The following is a 17,319-nucleotide window of genomic DNA, read 5'->3' as shown; positions in this document are numbered from 1 at the left end:
TAAACCATAAATTTAAGATAAATTGATGTCTGAACTTAACCATTCTGTTTGATGATCCTCAAATAAATTTCATTACAATGAATTCTCATCTCGATATTTCGCTAGCATAAAAAATACCACAATGGAGAGTATGCCGATGATAATCCCTGCTGTTAATAATAAATTAACATGAGCTGAACTGAAGGCAATTTTACCTGCGTTAATCAATGCTGTACCTTGTTCAACGGGTAACTGGCTCGCCACTAAATAGGTATCACCAATCGATAGTCTGGCTTTTTCTGCTAAAACAGCAGTTAAATCTGACGGCACTTGAAGATGACTGCCAAATATATAGGCCATGAAAACACCAAATAAAGTAATACCTAGTCCTGTACCCAGTTCATAACCTGTACTTTCAAGTGAACCTGCCGCACCGCCCTTTTCTGCAGGTACTGAGCCCATGATCGCAATGGATGAAGCTGTTAAACCGATACTTAGAGTGAGTCCAATTGAAGCTAAAATAAAGGGAACAATAATTCCCGGATGATGAAAATCTGAATAACTCAAACTGATCAACGCAATTGCTGCCAATATTAATGAAAATGTTGCAACTAGACGCAGTCCGAATTTATTAGATAAAAATCCAGCAATAGGCCCACCAATAGCAGCAGCAACCATAATCGGAACCATAAAAAGACCAGCTTGTAGTGGTGTTAAACGAATGACATATTGCAGCTCCATCGCTAAGGTTAATTCCACACCTGCCAAAGCGCCTGCAGCAACCATTGCCATAATAATGCCTGCTAAAATAGCAGGGCGTGAAAATAGTGAAAGATCTAGCATCGGTTGAGGAGAATTCAGCTGTTTGCGTACAAATATGGTTAATAATCCAATAGAAAAAATGACTAAAGGAAGGACAATTAACAACGACTGTTTACCGCCTAAGCCTGCTTTGAGCGCATATACAAATGAAACCAAACCGAAAATTAGCAATAGCGCCTGACCAAATGCCCAATGTCCAGAGGTTATAGCTTCATTTTTGGATAATAAGAAATAGCACATTGGGGCGACAACTAACATGATTGGGACATTAATGAGGAAAACTGAACCCCACCAGAAATATTCTAACAATCCACCACCAATGAGCGGTCCAATGGCGGCACCGGCTGATCCGATTGTGCCCCAAATACCCAGCGCAATGGCACGTTCGCGACTGTCTTCGAAGGTTCTGCGAATAATACCCAATACACAGGGCATAATCATGGCACCGCCTAATGCTAATAAAGCACGTGCGGCAATCAGCATAGAAGCCGTTTGGGAAAATGCCGCAAGGACTGAGGCAATTCCAAATATAACCAAGCCAATCAGCAGAATCTTACGATTGCCGACACGATCAGCCAAAGTTCCCATCGGAACTAAAAGTCCAGCCATAAGTAATGGATAAATATCAATAATCCATAAGACTTGGTTGCTTGAGGCACTCAATGATTGGGTTAATGATGGAACCGCAACATGCAGTACAGTCATATCAATCACAATCGGCAGAAATGCAAGCACGACAGCGAGCAATATCCACCAGCGTTTCGGATCAAGATTCGTAGCTTTCATGATCAAACCTATATTGATGGTTTATTAAATCAATTCTGAAATAAAGATGTAAATGAAAGATTTGTTGTGGGCTAAACTCGTTAACCCACAGCTTTTATATTTAGCTTTTATTCTCAGTTTTGATGCTTAATGTGCCGCTTTACGTTTCGAGAATTTCTCAACCATGCTCATGACGACAATAAAGAAAATCGGTACAAAAATAACAGCTAGAATTGTTGCGCTGATCATGCCGCCAAAGACGCCTGTACCAATCGCTTTTTGAGTTTCAGAACTAGCGCCACTGGCAATGACTAAAGGAATAACGCCACAGGTAAATGCCAAAGATGTCATTAGGATTGGACGTAAGCGCAATTTAGCGGCTGCAACGGTTGCCTCCACTAAACCCATTCCTTCTTCTCTTAATGCTTTTGCAAACTCAACAATCAAAATGGCATTCTTTGCAGATAGACCAATAATCGTGATCATGCCGACCTTAAAGAAAATATCATTTGGCATACCACGTAACATTACTGCTAAAAAGGCGCCAATCAACCCTAGAGGGACAACTAGCATCACAGAGAATGGAATTGACCAGCTTTCATAAAGTGCTGCCAAGACAAGGAAAACGACTAACATCGACAACAGTAATAAAAACAAGGTTTGTGATTCCGACTGTTTTTCTTCTAGAGAAATCCCAGTCCACTCATAACCCACACCTTTCGGAAGCTGTTTAATCAAATTTTCCATCTCAGTCATGGCTTGTCCTGAAGATACACCTGCTGCTGGACTGCCAGAAATACTCAATGATGGACGACCGTTGTAACGATTGTATTGTTGTGGTGAATGTTGCCAAATGGGTGTAATTATTTCAGACATTGAAACCAATTTACCGCTTTGACTGTTCACTTTAATCTGAAGAATATCTTCAATACTCATGCGTGATTTGGAATCAAGCTGCACTATGACTTGCTGCATGCGGTCTTGATTTGGAAAGTCATTGATGTACATCGAACCCATTGAGGTTGAAATAATATCGGTCACATCACTGAAATTAACACCTAATGCCTGCAATTTATCTCTATCAATTTTAAGCTGTACAGAACTGCCATCTGGCAAACCTTCAGGATAGACCTCCGCCACGATTTTACTTTGTGCTGCTAATGCTAAAAGCTGATCTTGCGCTTCTCTTAAAGCAGGCATGCCAATATTGCCACGATCTAATAATCTCAGTGAAAAACCAGATGAGTTACCTAATTCATCAATGGCTGGTGGTAACACAGACATGGTTTGACCTTCTGAACTTTCAGCCATCGCTATATTTGCATTATTCACGACTTCTTGTGCCGTAATAGTACGCTCTTCGAATGGCAATAGATTAGTAAAATACATCGCTGTATTCTGACCAGAACCACTAAAACCAAAACCTAAGACTGCCATATTGTCTTTAATACCCGTTTCTTGGTCTAAATGATTTTGAAACTCAGCAACGACTTTACGGGTACGTTCTTGAGTTGCATCCGCAGGAAGCTGAATTGAAGTCATAAACCACCCCTGATCTTCTTCTGGCATAAACGCAGTCGGAACGTGTTTAAAACTAAAAATCAGCACAATGACAATGCCTAAGAAACATAACATTGCGAGGGTTTTATGTTTAATTACTTTAAATAAACTACGTTCGTAGCGATTGTTCAGCTTCTCAAAACTGCGATCAAACCATGCAAAAACACCTTTTTTCTGATGGTCTTGATCAATCGGTTTTAACATTGTTGCACATAACGCAGGGGTTAATGTCAATGCAAGGAAAGCTGAGAATAAAATGGAAACTGACATGGTAATGGTGAATTGGCGATAGATAATCCCCACCGAGCCTGACGCCAATGCCATCGGCAAGAATACAGCGGCTAACACTAAGGTAATACCAATAATCGGATTGGTAATTTCCTTCATGGCTTTAGATGTGGCTTCAACTGGAGATAAACTTTCTGTCGCCATAATTCGTTCAACATTCTCAATGACCACAATCGCATCATCGACAATAATCCCAATCGCAAGCACCATGCCGAACATGGTCAGCACATTAATCGAAAAACCTGCAAGTAGCATGACTGAAAATGTGCCAAGCAATGCAATCGGTGCAACGATCGCTGGAATTAAGGTGTATCGAACATTATGTAAGAAAATAAACATGACAATAAAAACTAAAGCCATAGCTTCAAGCAATGTCATGATTACTTTTTCAATCGAAACTTTTACAAAAGGTGCAGTGTCGTAAGGTATAGAGAATTTCATACCATCAGGCAATGCTAGACTTAATTGTTCAATTTTTGCTTTTACACCCTCTGCAGTCTTAACAGCATTGGCACCAGGACTCATTTGTATCGCCACAGCTGTAGAGGCTTTACCATTTTCTAAAATCGCAAAGTTATACATTTGCGCACCAATTTCGACACGAGCAACATCCGATAATCGAACAATGGCACCATTTTGTTGAGCACGTAAACTAATGTTCTTGAATTGCTCTACAGTTTCTAATTGACCTTGAGCAGTCAAAGGAATGGTGATTTGTTGCCCCTTCAACGCAGGAACATCACCAATACGACCCGGTGATATCGGCAAGTTTTGGTTTTGGATGGCTGTATTCACATCTTGAATACTCAATCCATAAGAGACCAAGCGGTCTGGATCGACCCAAATTCGCATGGCTTTCTCAGCACCAAAGTTTTGGACTTTACCAACACCTTCGACCCGTTTTAATTCTTCAATTACATAGCGAGTCATATAGTCACTGACATCAATTTCACTATATTTGCCATTTGGTGAACTCAACCCCACCATCATTAAAAAACCAGATGATGCAGCATCAACCATCAGCCCCTGTTGTCGAACTGTTTGGGGTAGGCGCGACTCAATGGCTTTAATTTTGTTTTGTACATCAACTTGTGCCAGTTCTACATCTGTGCCTGGTTTAAAGGTTGCGGTGATTGTTGCTTCTCCAGAACTATCCGAACTTGAACTGTAATACAGTAAGTTCTTGACACCTGACATTTCCCGCTCAATCAATGTCACAACACTATCATTCAGTGTCTTTGGGGTAGCACCTGGATAGATTGCAGTAATACTGATCTGTGGTGGCGCAACACTCGGAAATCTTGCAATAGGTAACTTGGGAATACTGAGTACACCTAACAAAATAATAAATAAAGCGATCACCCATGCAAAAACAGGACGCTTAATGAAAAATTGAGACATTATTTCTTGCCTCCACTTTCCTGAGTATTTGTAGGTTGCCACTGCTTAATTTTTAGTTTTTGCTCAGGCTGTATACGATCAGCGCCTTCAACAATAACTTTTTCGCCTGCTTGTAATCCTTGTGTTACTACATAGCTATTTTGATAACGTTGACCAAGCTGAATAGGCTTGCTTTGCGCTAAACCTTTTTGATTAACAATCGTAACATTGGCTTTACCATTAATATCATGTTGAATCGCTTGTTCAGGTACTAACAGCGCATTTTCAACTTGAGCTCGGCTCATATTGACTCGAACATACATGCCTGGCAAAAGTTTTTGATTTTGATTATTGACTAGAATACGAATCGTGACATCACCCGTGTCAGGATCAACTTTAGTATCTGAAAATAGGATTTCACCTGTGACATTATAAGGTTTACCCTGACTATTCAGGATTTCAACCGTATGTTTGATGTTTGACACGTCACCTTGCTGCAAAGCTTCCTGTAGCTTTTCATAATCACTAATTGATTGCTTTACATCGACGTAGACTTTATTAATCTGTTGTATTACGGCCATCGCATTGCTATCGCCTTGACCAACCAATGCACCTTCAGTCACTAAGATTTCACCAATCGTTCCTGAGATGGGTGCTGTGACAGTGGCATATTTAAGATTGAGCTGCTGTCTACTTAACATAGCTTGCATTTGCGCCACATCGGCTTTTGCTTTTTTATAATCTGCTTCCGTATTGTTGTATTCCTGCTGACTAACCGCATTTACTTTTACCAATTCAGTGTAGCGTTTTAACAGCACCTGCAAACGTGTCACCTCAGCTTGTGCACGGTTTAAAGTAGCTTGATTGCTTTTTACATCTGCCTGAAAGATTTCAGAATTTAATTTAAAAAGTGGTTGACCTGCTTGCACATAAGAGCCTTGTTTAAAAAGCACTTTATCAACAATTCCACCTACTTGCGGACGAATTTCAGCAATCCGGTAAGCTGTAACACGGCCGGGAAGATTTTCAATTACATTCATAGATTGCGGTAATACAGTGATGGTACTGACCACCACCGGCGGCATTTCTGCTGCGGACTGTTCAGCATCTTTGGATTGTGTACAGCCGATCAAAAGTACAGTTGTAATAAGTATTGAACTTATTAAATGATGACATGTTTGCATGTTTTTTCAGAGAGAGTTTTAGATGCTACTATTTTGAAATAGCAGTGTTTATGAATTGCTAATGTTATGTGGAGATTGTGTGGTGAAAACTGTTAAATGGGAAGTAATTTTAATTTGGCTGAAACTATTATTAATAATAAACACTTGATTTTGTTAAGCTAAATTATTGTTTTATAACAACTTTATTAATATTGGTTGATTGAGAAACCTGTTGGAAGTTTTAGATATATTTCATACTATTCTTTATATGAGTTATCTATTTAAAAAGAAGTAATAAAGAAGCTAATGGATCATTTTGAAGTAGAAGTTTTAAAACAAGCTGCTTCGTAATTCTTCAATAAATACGAAGCATATTTTAGTAAATTTAATTCTCTATTTATAATTTTTTCTTTTTTATTAATATTTTGAAAATTTTATTAAAACTTGCAACCCAATCAGCTTGGTCAGTATGCATGTGCTTCATGGCTCTTTTTTGATTGAAGTTAGTCTTGCAAATATCGAACCATTTTTTTGTTCCTTTTTTCCCCTCAATTGCTTCACAAATCATGGTTATATTTTTTTCATTAAGCATCTCTTTGGTAATAAATAGAAAAAAACAAAATGCTTCATTATTTTTGTTATTTTTCTTAATATCAATAAGGTAAAGATGATCATGAAATTCGGCTAACTCTAACTTTAAAAACAAAAGTAATCTTCCAACGTCATCGTTAATCCAAGTATTATGAATAGGGAATTTAACGATGGGCTTTATCTGTAAAAGGGCTTTGTTGCATAAATACATAACCAACTGATTTTGTTCATTTAATTTTTAGGTTGAAATTCATACAAACCTATTTAAATCAGAAGCTTACAAAATCTTTATGCAACAAAGCCCTGTAAAAGTGAAAAGGTGTCTGAAAGATTTCCACTTTGATCAATGCAAGATACTTTAGTTAATTTAGTAGAATCTTTTTTAGCTTCAATGTTTTTTAAACTACTAAATATAAGAGCAAGATCATCTACATCTAGTTTATTCGGTTTTTTTTCTGAATTTTCAGATTTTGTAGGTTTATTCTTTCTATTGCCATAACGGTTGCCTGATGATTCTTCATCTTTATTTTCATTTTTTTCTTTACTTTCAATATATTGTATATTTGATTCAGTTTCAATTACTTCTTCAATAATCTCAATATCGAAGTCAGTAAAATCTACTGAAATATCAGTCTGTTTTTTATTTTCACCTCTGTTGTGAGATGGGTCTTCTTGGGTGTTGATACGAGTGTTATTGCGTTTTTTTTTGTTTCGACCTTGTCTATGAACTTTATCTTTATCAATGGTTTCTATCTGTTCCTCTGATTCTGTTACAGGTGCATAAGCTACTATAGGAAAATCAGCAATAGGAGAAACTTTAGATACGTGTGTAATTAAAAATCGTTTTCCATTTTCAAGCCAAATACCTTCGGCAGTTAAGCTCATTGTTGTTGAATGCGGAGGAATTACACTAGGAAATCTAGATGGATATGGCTTTCCAGTTTTATCGAGTTTTATGTCATTTAACGAATTTCGTATATTTAGCACTTTTTCTTGGGTGTTTTTGTTTAGTGCTAGATTTGCCAAAAATGTGATCGCTTCTTTTCCTATGGTTTTAACCATATTTTTTTTCAGTACAACAGATATTTTTTCAACATTTTCAACATTTTCAACATTTTCAACATTTTGAATTTCATATTTTTCTAAAAATAAATCAACTATATGTGAAATACTGTAATTTTCATTGATGATATGGCCTCTAATGTCCTTTCTTGCAGGGATATAAAAAGCATGGAGTGAATGAATACAACTTGTAAGTACTTCGATATTATCATTTGATTTTAAAATACAATATTTACTCATTAAAAATGGGTAATATCTAAAAGGCACATTTGCACTGTATTCATTTTTAGGAATGAATATTTTTTCATTATATAAGTAGTATTCGTCTGAATCAGGAATCTTAGCATCAAATCTAATGATCTTTGGTTCGTTAATGGAAAAATCAAACTCAAAATTAACTGTTCTCAGACAGTTATTAAAAGAGAATTTTCTTCCCTCTATTCGTGTTTGGCCTTTCCATATTGTGCCAATTTGTACTGTATCCAAATCTCGAAAAGTGACATCATATTTGTTGTAAGAATTTTCAGATACATTTAAACGATTAGGGTTTGCCGCATCAAGCTCAACAAGTAGAACTTCAATTAATATATTGTCAGATTCAGAACTCGAATTTAACTTTAAACAACTATATAGGTAGACAACTCGTTCGATTTCATCATCAGGAAATGAGTCAATAGAGGTCATATCAGAATATACTCTAATAAAGGTTATTATAAAAAAGAAATTATGAGTTATTAATAGTCTATTTTTATATATTTGACTAGCTTCTATTTTTGTAAACTAGCTTTTATTTTTGTAAGTGACACCGTGCGTATGATGAACCTATTTTGTAAAGCACATTAAAAAACCCTCAAAAACTATTGAGGGTTTTTTTAGCTATATACGGCACCAGTTTTGCGATCGTGCCACTTTCATTTGTTTTTTATCCAAACCACTAAAGCGATACCCCCTTTTGGTTTGTTGCTGTAAGCCACATTGCAATAAGATCGTGTTCTGGTGTATCAGCAAGCACCGTCACGTTATAGCCACCGCTAAACTGGTGTAATTCAGCACAGTGCTCAACATCAGACGCCGTGAGTACCAATTCAACATCAAAATATTGAATCACTTTAAGTACCTGGTACTTAGCTTTAAAGAATCCGTTGTTTTCAGCAAATTTCATCGCTTCAGTAATGGTGATGTTTTCAAGCACAAGACGGTCTTGAGCTGGTTTATCTTCATATGTTTTACAACTTAACAATGATGCGTTTTCATCAACGATATAAAGGTTGGCACATAACGCACGTTGCTTGATATGTTCGATTTTATATTCATGGTGATTCATATTTAGGATACTACGATCTAATAACAACAAGGCTATTTTAACTATGTTTTTAGGTCTAGAATCTTTTCACAAAAATACAATTCGACAGGTTTAATCACTCAATCTATAAAAATCTTAATGTCAGGAATACCACTTTTAAGCAGTTGTACAAATCATTTTTATATAGCGCCATACAACACCATAATAAAATGCTGTATCCCCTGAAGCTGGATAAGGTACAGGTGAATTATTTTTTTAGTATGGCAGAGGCAAACAATGAATTAAAATTGGTATATACAACCAATTCTAGAAGACGGCTTAATGTTCTTCTTATTCTAAGAAAACATAAAAGTAATTAAGCATAATTAAACGAACTAGTTAATCCTTTAAGTATTATTAATGAATTACGGTGATTCATCTAATAGAAAAGCTTATTAAGACGCATACGATGTTTTTTAATTGATTAAAAAAGGTTGGAAATCTTATTTTTCGAGAAAAGTTAGCCAGGTTGTTTTTGCTCATAAAATAGAACTATCAAAAGCAGAAAGCTTAAAACTTGGAGTAAACAGCATGTCAAATTTAAATGCTCAATCAGTACAGTTACAAGGCACTTTATATATTGGTTTCCCTAAAACTTTTAGCTGTGCTCACATGGAAAAATTGGTTGATGAAATATCAGATTACATCGACAACAACTGTGATTTAACCCTTGCTGATCTTCAAGCTGATAGTGACTATGCTCAACTTCAATTTCAACAGCACAAGCCGACATTGGCAGATAAAACAAATTTCTTCTTCATGGACGTTGAAATCTACGTTGCAACATTAAAAGAAAATTTTGGTCATACATCAGTACTCGACCAAGTTACCTCAGTAAATATCTTTGGCAAAAACCTTGAAGACATTTGCACGTTAATGGCTCAAAACGGCTACGCATACGACCGTATAGAAGATTGTTGGTCACGCGAACTTTCTTAATTCAATTCACCCATACGCACGGATAACGTGCGTATGCCACTGAATCACACTTAGGATATAAACAATGCAAAACCTAATTACAGCGCATTGCGAGCTAACCATCAAACATGATGAAAAACAGCAAAAAAATGTCGGGCCTGTTGTTGTGACGTTTGGGGCGATCTTTACTGCTGAGTCGGTGAATGAACTGTTTTGCGCTATATGCCAAGACGGAATCAGATTTAAAGCAATCTATAACCCCGACAATATGTATTTTTTACGCCATGAACTAAGCCCAATTGCTGATTTGTCAGTTAAGACAGACCAAGACGGCAACATTATTGTCAGTGTGATTGCATCCACTAGCCCATATTTTGAGATCAAAGTACTAAAAAATGGTTTTACCAACTCAGACACCTTAAACAGATCTGCAATTCGCACGTTGGTTCGCAACCATCAAAGCCCATTCCAAGAGCAAATTTCTGACTACTTTGAAACAGACCCAATTTTTAAAACCATGCAAGCAATTTTTGCACACACGTATTTAAGCCGATAAGGAACTTCACCATGACGACCGCTACTGCTACCGCTGAAAAGACCGTGTTCAAACGTGAAACGTTGGAGCTGAAGAACATCCATGTTTACACCCAAAACGACCGCATTAACCAAAACAGTCCCGTTGGCGACCGTGCATACGACAATGGATTAGTGAAAGACATCCTGTTCAGCCCTATGCTTTGGGCTACCCCTGAATTTTCATCTAGCTATGTCACTCAGATTCAAATTAAAGGCACACGCATTTATGATTCACTTTGCAGTTATACTGGCGTTCGCACCTATTTTTATAAGTTAGCTGACAGTGAGTTTGGGTGCATGTATCAAAAACGTCCGTACCCACAAAACGACTTTCTCTTAATTTTTGCAAACTTAACGCAAATGTTTAACGATGCAGTTTGTTACTTTGGAAACAACAGTAATAAAAATGTTTTTAAAGGTCTAAATTTTGACATCGAAAGTGGTGTTTCACGGTTCAATTTACAGCAACGCTTATTAGAGTTTTATAAGAAGTCTAAACGCCAATTGACCATCAGTGAAACAACAAGAGGAATGCTTGGTGACTCGAATCTTCGCTATAACATCTTTGTTCGCAACCAACCAAAATTGGACAAACACGGCAAGCCGTTAAAATGCGCCAAAAAACTCATTAAGCTTTACAAAGAGCGTGGCACAGTTGCGATCTATGGCGGTGACTGCATTTCACCACTCAAGCTCGTTAAACACCAACAAATCAAGGTAGAGAGCGAAAATGGCAAGTTTTCATATACGACAGACTTCATCACGTTATACTCAGTAGAACAAGACATGTACACCTTATATATTCCCTATTCAGTACTTGATGAAAGCTACGGAACAACTAATAAATTTTATGGTTTGCATCTCACCCAAGAAGAAGCAGAAAAAATCATCCCGAAATTATTAGAACGTACTCAAAGGTATTTAAACCATAAAAAAGATTAATACCCTTGCGTTGATCAACTAATTGATCAACTGCTGGCTTTTATAAACGCAAACGATGTTTTTTTAATTGATTAAAATAATCCAAAAATTAATTTTGCTAATTCAGCACCCATACTTTTACTAATGCATTTCCATCAAGCCTTAATTCAAACCATATTCAATTAACAATGAATTAAACCACTACGGCGTTATTTCTTAAATGTGGTATATGGCTTTACCAACCTCCTACTTGTCTATGGCTAATTGTTCCAGTGTCAGTCAAAAATGTAATATTATTCATTCACAAAAAATTAGAATCCTGTTCACGAATGGGAACGCTAAGCAGCCTTAATTTTAAAAATACCAGTTCATCTAGACAAAAGTTGAGTAAGTCTGATTTTTATTGAATAAAAACCTAAGTTTTTCACCGTATGTATTAATCTTCAAGGGTTTAACTTTACTAAAGTTTTTTTTAAATAAACTAATTTAGTGGTTTTTGATCGTTATAATGGTTTTATCTCGAGGCATATTGCCTTAAACTTGGAGCCGTGTGATGTTAAAACTATCTAGTATCTTTTCTCATGAAGCTAGTATTGAATCCCTTGTTATTCAATTTGAAGCCGATTATCAAACTGCACTAAAGCAGGGATTAAATATTTACTTTGGCGTTGGCTATGCAACTAATGAGGATAGTCAATCTATACAGGCTTATCTTGTAAAAGATAAAGAGATTTATAAAAAGCATTACTGGAGTTGGGAATACCCAAGAACACCACACAAACTTGAAAAAACTAAAGCTGAGCACCGCCATTGGTTAAACCTACCTGATGTACGAAACGCTGCGCTTGAGGCGAATATTACAAATGAAGCAGATCTACAATCTGTTTTACAACGTTCATTCGCTACAATATAAAAAGGTAATCTAAATGATAAAAAAAAGTGTGGATTTTGAACGTGCTTCTGATGTTCAAGCCATCGTTTACTCAGTAAAAGATGGATCTGCAGTTTTTGTCGTACCAAATGGCTTTGTGGTGCTGGAGGTTCCATTGTCACAAACTCAAGCCGAGTACTTCAAGATGTATGAGAAGTCACCTAATGTTTTTGTGTTGCACGGTAAGGCAAAATTCCATTACGTGTGTGATTGTGAAGTTGAACTGGTTGGCTTTAGTGTGGAAAGATCTAAGCTAACAAATCAATTGGTCAATCCAAGCTTATTTAGCCACATTGATAAACCTGCAGTCAGTATAGATTGCATCTATGATGATATGTCTGCACCAACTATAAGCCCTGGCTTTTATTGTTAATTAGCTGGTATAAAAGAAGCCCGAAATTCGGGCTTTTAATTTGTCTGAAGACAAGTTATTTCAACTCGCACGGCGCTTTAATTCTGATGTTATTTGCCCAAGAATAAACATCCGAACCTTTTTGTGGGAAAGGCTGACTCTTAGAATACTGCAACCAACACACCGAATTATGGGTTGGATCTTGTTCCTTACGTTTTTCACGTAATTTAATCAGGCTTTCTCTTAACGCTGCAGTATCGTATTTTGGATCAAGTGACATAAAACCTACCGCAAACAGATCCGCATAAGATTCTCGCCATAGTTGAGTTTTACCGCTACTTTCAGCCGTTACAAAGGTAGATACATCATCCATCTTTACTTTGGACCGATCAGACGGCGCAATTGAATTTAATGCTTTAAGTGGCTGGCCAAGTTCACCAGGCACATCGGTCGCACGATCTAAACAGTGAGATAACTCGTGCGCTAATATCAGCATTTCCCAATCGTTGTAGCTTACATCGGTTTTTGCTGCTTTATACATGGTGTTCATGCTGGTTTTAGACATATTCACCAGGCAATATCCTGTACTAGATCTTAATGAAGCTGGAGAAGCTTGCGGTATATCTAAGGAAGTTAAAGCCCAACTTTCGTTAAAGTCACCTAACACAAGTGGCGCGTTGTAGTTTTCCTTGGCAAACTTTTGTAGTTGATTGAAGTTGCTACCCGGTACCATCGCAGCAATATGGTCATGGTTGAACTGTTTCTTTTCTAGCGTTTTGAAACACCATACAAAACCATATGACAGTAGAAACATTAGGAGTGGAACAACAGCAACAGAGAACATAAGTAGCTTAAAGTTTTCGTCTAGTCGCTTGGTTCGGTCTTTGGTCTTAATATAAGGTGTTGCCAAGCACCAGCTGAGCACTACTGTCATCAAGATTAAAATAACAAGAAAAGTCATGGTGTAGCCAACTGGTTGAATAAACGTAAAGGCAATCCACGCAAAACAAGTTAGGACGGTTAAGGTCCACAAAATGATGTTTAAAATGATTTTTGTTTTCACGCCGTTGGCATCCCTAATCTATAAAAATAAATGTGGCCCATTAAACGGGCCATATTGAGTCTGTTCTCTTCATCATCGCCAATGTGGTCGATATAAATATATTAATAAACCATCAAAGCTAAAAACTTTTCTTAAAAATTTAAGATGCCTGCACACCAGGATAATCGTTGTAGTTGCCATCAATAAATTGATTGGTAGATTTACTGACATCATACCAAATCGGCATGCATTTCGACTTGTCACTTTGATCGATGGCCATGTATGGAAGTCCTAATTCGTTTTGAATCAATTCAGCATCCATAAATGGCTCAAGAACCTTCATAGGAATGGAAAACAAACACTCAACATACCCATTATCATGAATGACCTTTCGACTGGCTTTAGAAGCACTGTCAAAGCGCAATGCATTCCACAAGTGAGAAGCTTCATTGATGGTATGTGGTTGTTTTAGGTAATTAGGATTTTCAGACGCATAGATCGACAGTGTATTCACATCAATCATCAGCTTAAGTACACCTGAACCGACCATATGTTCAATCGGTATATACAGCATGATAGCGCCGTATCCTAAGCTTCGTTTTTTAGCATCTGGATGTTCACCAATACCACCAATAACGCTATGAATAAGAATAGGTAGAGTTGTGTTCATTTTATAAACCTTTCAATAGTTTTGTAGCTCTTTATACATTTGATACCGCGTATAGCAGATATAACACGGCGATGTTAATAGAGATTGCATACAGCCATTAATATTGATTAATGACTTCATCCATCACATAAATTGAGTAGTTGTACTGGTCTAAGCGATATTTGCTTTCTTCAGTATGTTCACTGGCCAATGCTTGTAGTTGAGTTTCGTTCATGGAAGAAGCATAGCGGTTACGGATTGATTTAAGCTGGCTCAATTCTAAACGTCCAGTACTCTTGGTCAGATTGCTAACAGTTGTGAATAGATCCTGGTCATATTCTTGCAATTCACCATACAGCCAAGCAAGGTGTTCTGCACTGATGTATGGGTTATTTTTTTCATCTCTGTACACGACAAATTTCACAGAACCCTTATCCTATCAGGATTCTGCTTTCTTAAAATTGCCAAAATTTCCTTAAACTCTTCTTTTTTCCCAAAACCAATTAAACGCTGAATCGCCATTTGAACATAGTCTAAACCATAGCGAAATAAACTCATTGAGAGTCGTCCATGCTTCTTTATTTTTATCGCTTTTTTTTGATCATGTTGCCATTCACCCGTTAAGTAACACCAACAGAAGCTTATAGCTAACACCGCAATCAATTTTTTCACTCGTCTAGGGTCTGTCAAGCGCGTATTTTCAAGATTAAACCCGCGTCCTTTGAGACAACTGAATAAGGTTTCAATTTCCCAGCGTAATGCATAATCCTGAATAGCATTGGCATTAAACTGAGGAGAAACGACGAGTAAAAGCTCTCCATTTTCTAACTGTAGTGCACTTATATATAGTTTCACCCGACCAACCAAAATCCGTCGTTTACGACATTCAATTTGACCAACTTTAAGATGGCGAAATAAATCACTAATTTTATGATTCTTTCCTAAATGATTGGTGACAATGAAGTTTTTTTAACACGAATGCAGAAGTTGATGTCTTGTTCAATTAACCATGTAAACCACTGCTCACCGATAAACTCTCTGTCTGCGAACACATTCACAATACGGTCTTTACCAAAAATGGCTATAAAGCGTTGAATCAAAGCAATACGCTCTTTCGTATCTGAATTTCCACGTTTATTAAGCAATGTCCAAAGGATAGGTATCGCTATTCCACGATAAACGATTGCGAGCATCAGGATATTAATATTTCGTTTTCCCCATTTCCAATTGGTTCTATCTAAAGTCAGTTGCACTTGGTCGAATGAAAACATATTGAAAATCAACTGAGAAATTTGACGATAATCAAAATACTGACCTGCAAAGAAGCGCTGCATACGTCGATAAAATGATTGTGGTAAACACTTGATGGGCAAGGCTTTAGATGCAGAAGAAAGATTACATGTTTGCTTTAAAATAATCACAAGCATGATGAGCGCAAAGCACTTTAAATGTGACTTGTTCCATTTTAGAGATTTGTTTAAGATAAGATATAACTCATTGAGATGTGTCATAGTATTCGTCGTTAGAAAACAATTATTGTGACATTATTTCAATGAGTTATCTATTTTTGTCGTGTACAGAGATTATTATAGAAGCCCCCATGAATAAATCGCTCATCATTTTCGGCATCGTCAACATAACCTCGGACAGTTTCTCCGATGGAGGCCGGTATCTGGCGCCAGACGCAGCCATTGCGCAGGCGCGTAAGCTGATGGCCGAGGGGGCAGATGTGATCGACCTCGGTCCGGCATCCAGCAATCCCGACGCCGCGCCTGTTTCGTCCGACACAGAAATCGCGCGTATCGCGCCGGTGCTGGACGCGCTCAAGGCAGATGGCATTCCCGTCTCGCTCGACAGTTATCAACCCGCGACGCAAGCCTATGCCTTGTCGCGTGGTGTGGCCTATCTCAATGATATTCGCGGTTTTCCAGACGCTGCGTTCTATCCGCAATTGGCGAAATCATCTGCCAAACTCGTCGTTATGCATTCGGTGCAAGACGGGCAGGCAGATCGGCGCGAGGCACCCGCTGGCGACATCATGGATCACATTGCGGCGTTCTTTGACGCGCGCATCGCGGCGCTGACGGGTGCCGGTATCAAACGCAACCGCCTTGTCCTTGATCCCGGCATGGGGTTTTTTCTGGGGGCTGCTCCCGAAACCTCGCTCTCGGTGCTGGCGCGGTTCGATGAATTGCGGCTGCGCTTCGATTTGCCGGTGCTTCTGTCTGTTTCGCGCAAATCCTTTCTGCGCGCGCTCACAGGCCGTGGTCCGGGGGATGTCGGGGCCGCGACACTCGCTGCAGAGCTTGCCGCCGCCGCAGGTGGAGCTGACTTCATCCGCACACACGAGCCGCGCCCCTTGCGCGACGGGCTGGCGGTATTGGCGGCGCTGAAAGAAACCGCAAGAATTCGTTAACTGCACATTCGGGATATTTCTCTATATTCGCGGTTCAGCAGGCATGTCCCCTTTGAGGGCGACCCGACGACAGGATAATCGACCTTATGGTGCGCAAATATTTCGGCACAGACGGTATTCGTGGCAAAGCCAACGAAGGCGCGATGACGGCGGAAACCGCCTTGCGCGTCGGCATGGCGGCTGGCCGTGTCTTTCGTCGCGGTGACCACCGCCATCGTGTCGTGATCGGCAAGGATACGCGCCTGTCGGGCTATATGCTTGAACCCGCGCTCACAGCCGGTTTCACCTCGATGGGCATGGACGTATTCCTTTTTGGCCCGCTGCCGACAACGTATAGGAAGAATAAACGCCCTTTTCACCCAAGTCCAACAGCTTTGGACCGCAGTTGACTCTTTCGACACCCCTGCGATGCAACCCAATCCGGCTGACGGGGAGCCAGCAACGCTGAAAATTTACCCTCCTCTTTCCCACTAGCGGCTCCTTTTCCGACAACCAGCACGGCGGATCCCTGCCGCGGCGCTGTGAACGCAGCATTTTGATTGGTATCGTTGGCCTTCAGGCT

At 38.7% G+C, this 17,319-nt stretch carries 17 protein-coding genes; 7 read left to right on the top strand and 10 right to left on the bottom strand.

Annotated features, from left to right (window positions below; all coding sequences use genetic code 11):
- Positions 1-72: 72 nt before the first annotated feature.
- The 6 genes from ACEWB7_RS03685 to ACEWB7_RS03660 all read right to left on the bottom strand — a co-directional run bounded on the left by ACEWB7_RS03685 (position 73) and on the right by ACEWB7_RS03660 (position 8,934).
- Positions 73-1,587: an MFS transporter gene (locus tag ACEWB7_RS03685; protein WP_099143580.1), complete on the bottom strand. Its 1,515-nt coding sequence runs from the start codon at positions 1,585-1,587 to the stop codon at positions 73-75.
- A 126-nt stretch (positions 1,588-1,713) separates the two neighbouring features.
- On the bottom strand, positions 1,714-4,818 hold the full coding sequence (locus ACEWB7_RS03680) for a multidrug efflux RND transporter permease subunit (protein ID WP_271373169.1): 3,105 nt from the start codon (positions 4,816-4,818) through the stop codon (positions 1,714-1,716).
- Positions 4,815-5,978 carry an efflux RND transporter periplasmic adaptor subunit gene (locus ACEWB7_RS03675; RefSeq protein ID WP_077109212.1) on the bottom strand — a complete coding sequence of 388 codons (1,164 nt, stop codon included), beginning with the start codon at positions 5,976-5,978 and terminating at the stop codon, positions 4,815-4,817. Before ACEWB7_RS03675 ends, ACEWB7_RS03680 begins: the two co-directional genes overlap by 4 nt.
- A gap of 376 nt (positions 5,979-6,354) precedes the next feature.
- Complete coding sequence (locus tag ACEWB7_RS03670; RefSeq protein ID WP_099143581.1) at positions 6,355-6,759, bottom strand: hypothetical protein; 405 nt, start codon at positions 6,757-6,759, stop codon at positions 6,355-6,357.
- 77 nt (positions 6,760-6,836) lie between these two features.
- Positions 6,837-8,294, bottom strand: a complete 1,458-nt coding sequence (locus ACEWB7_RS03665; RefSeq protein WP_099143582.1) for a hypothetical protein — start codon at positions 8,292-8,294, stop codon at positions 6,837-6,839.
- A 250-nt stretch (positions 8,295-8,544) separates the two neighbouring features.
- Positions 8,545-8,934, bottom strand: a complete 390-nt coding sequence (locus tag ACEWB7_RS03660) for a hypothetical protein (RefSeq protein WP_228154130.1) — start codon at positions 8,932-8,934, stop codon at positions 8,545-8,547.
- 549 nt (positions 8,935-9,483) lie between these two features.
- Between ACEWB7_RS03660 and ACEWB7_RS03655 the strand changes: the two genes are divergently transcribed.
- The 5 genes from ACEWB7_RS03655 (at position 9,484) to ACEWB7_RS03635 (ending at position 12,671) form a co-directional block, all read left to right on the top strand.
- The gene (locus tag ACEWB7_RS03655) at positions 9,484-9,891 is read left to right on the top strand and encodes a hypothetical protein (RefSeq protein WP_099143583.1); all 408 of its coding nucleotides are present in this window, start codon (positions 9,484-9,486) and stop codon (positions 9,889-9,891) included.
- A gap of 64 nt (positions 9,892-9,955) precedes the next feature.
- A complete protein-coding gene (locus ACEWB7_RS03650) occupies positions 9,956-10,426 on the top strand; it encodes a hypothetical protein (RefSeq protein ID WP_087554360.1) in 471 nt (156 codons plus the stop codon).
- Between the two features lie 11 nt (positions 10,427-10,437).
- Positions 10,438-11,388 (top strand): hypothetical protein, encoded by a 951-nt coding sequence (locus ACEWB7_RS03645; RefSeq protein WP_099143584.1) that lies wholly within the window; start codon positions 10,438-10,440, stop codon positions 11,386-11,388.
- 532 nt (positions 11,389-11,920) lie between these two features.
- Positions 11,921-12,280, top strand: coding sequence for a hypothetical protein (locus ACEWB7_RS03640; RefSeq protein WP_099143585.1), 360 nt, complete (start codon positions 11,921-11,923; stop codon positions 12,278-12,280).
- A 13-nt stretch (positions 12,281-12,293) separates the two neighbouring features.
- Complete coding sequence (locus tag ACEWB7_RS03635; protein WP_099143586.1) at positions 12,294-12,671, top strand: hypothetical protein; 378 nt, start codon at positions 12,294-12,296, stop codon at positions 12,669-12,671.
- Between the two features lie 55 nt (positions 12,672-12,726).
- On the opposite strand, the gene ACEWB7_RS03630 is transcribed toward ACEWB7_RS03635, so the two are convergent.
- The 4 genes from ACEWB7_RS03630 to ACEWB7_RS03615 all read right to left on the bottom strand — a co-directional run bounded on the left by ACEWB7_RS03630 (position 12,727) and on the right by ACEWB7_RS03615 (position 15,852).
- Positions 12,727-13,611 (bottom strand): hypothetical protein, encoded by an 885-nt coding sequence (locus ACEWB7_RS03630; RefSeq protein ID WP_228255340.1) that lies wholly within the window; start codon positions 13,609-13,611, stop codon positions 12,727-12,729.
- Positions 13,612-13,852: 241 nt separating this feature from the next.
- Positions 13,853-14,362: a hypothetical protein gene (locus tag ACEWB7_RS03625; RefSeq protein ID WP_063454592.1), complete on the bottom strand. Its 510-nt coding sequence runs from the start codon at positions 14,360-14,362 to the stop codon at positions 13,853-13,855.
- 97 nt (positions 14,363-14,459) lie between these two features.
- Positions 14,460-14,765 carry a hypothetical protein gene (locus ACEWB7_RS03620; protein WP_228154131.1) on the bottom strand — a complete coding sequence of 102 codons (306 nt, stop codon included), beginning with the start codon at positions 14,763-14,765 and terminating at the stop codon, positions 14,460-14,462.
- Positions 14,762-15,852, bottom strand: a protein-coding gene (locus tag ACEWB7_RS03615) for an IS4-like element ISAba1 family transposase (RefSeq protein WP_114318428.1) whose coding sequence is annotated in 2 segments (ribosomal slippage) — positions 14,762-15,312 and positions 15,312-15,852 — 1,092 coding nt in all. Because the reading frame shifts where the segments join, the coding sequence is not laid out codon by codon here. Before ACEWB7_RS03615 ends, ACEWB7_RS03620 begins: the two co-directional genes overlap by 4 nt.
- Positions 15,853-15,941: 89 nt before the next feature.
- Here ACEWB7_RS03615 and sul2 point away from each other — a divergent pair.
- Complete coding sequence (gene sul2 / locus ACEWB7_RS03610) at positions 15,942-16,757, top strand: sulfonamide-resistant dihydropteroate synthase Sul2 (protein WP_001043260.1); 816 nt, start codon at positions 15,942-15,944, stop codon at positions 16,755-16,757.
- A gap of 86 nt (positions 16,758-16,843) precedes the next feature.
- Complete coding sequence (locus tag ACEWB7_RS03605; RefSeq protein ID WP_000251875.1) at positions 16,844-17,146, top strand: phosphoglucosamine mutase; 303 nt, start codon at positions 16,844-16,846, stop codon at positions 17,144-17,146.
- Positions 17,147-17,319: the final 173 nt, after the last annotated feature.

This window comes from Acinetobacter sp. NIOH-H-8 (genome assembly GCF_046635365.1).
In the GTDB taxonomy this organism is placed as follows: domain Bacteria; phylum Pseudomonadota; class Gammaproteobacteria; order Pseudomonadales; family Moraxellaceae; genus Acinetobacter.
The sequence above is the reverse complement of the archived record's forward strand: the minus strand, read 5'-3'. Positions and strand labels throughout refer to the sequence as shown.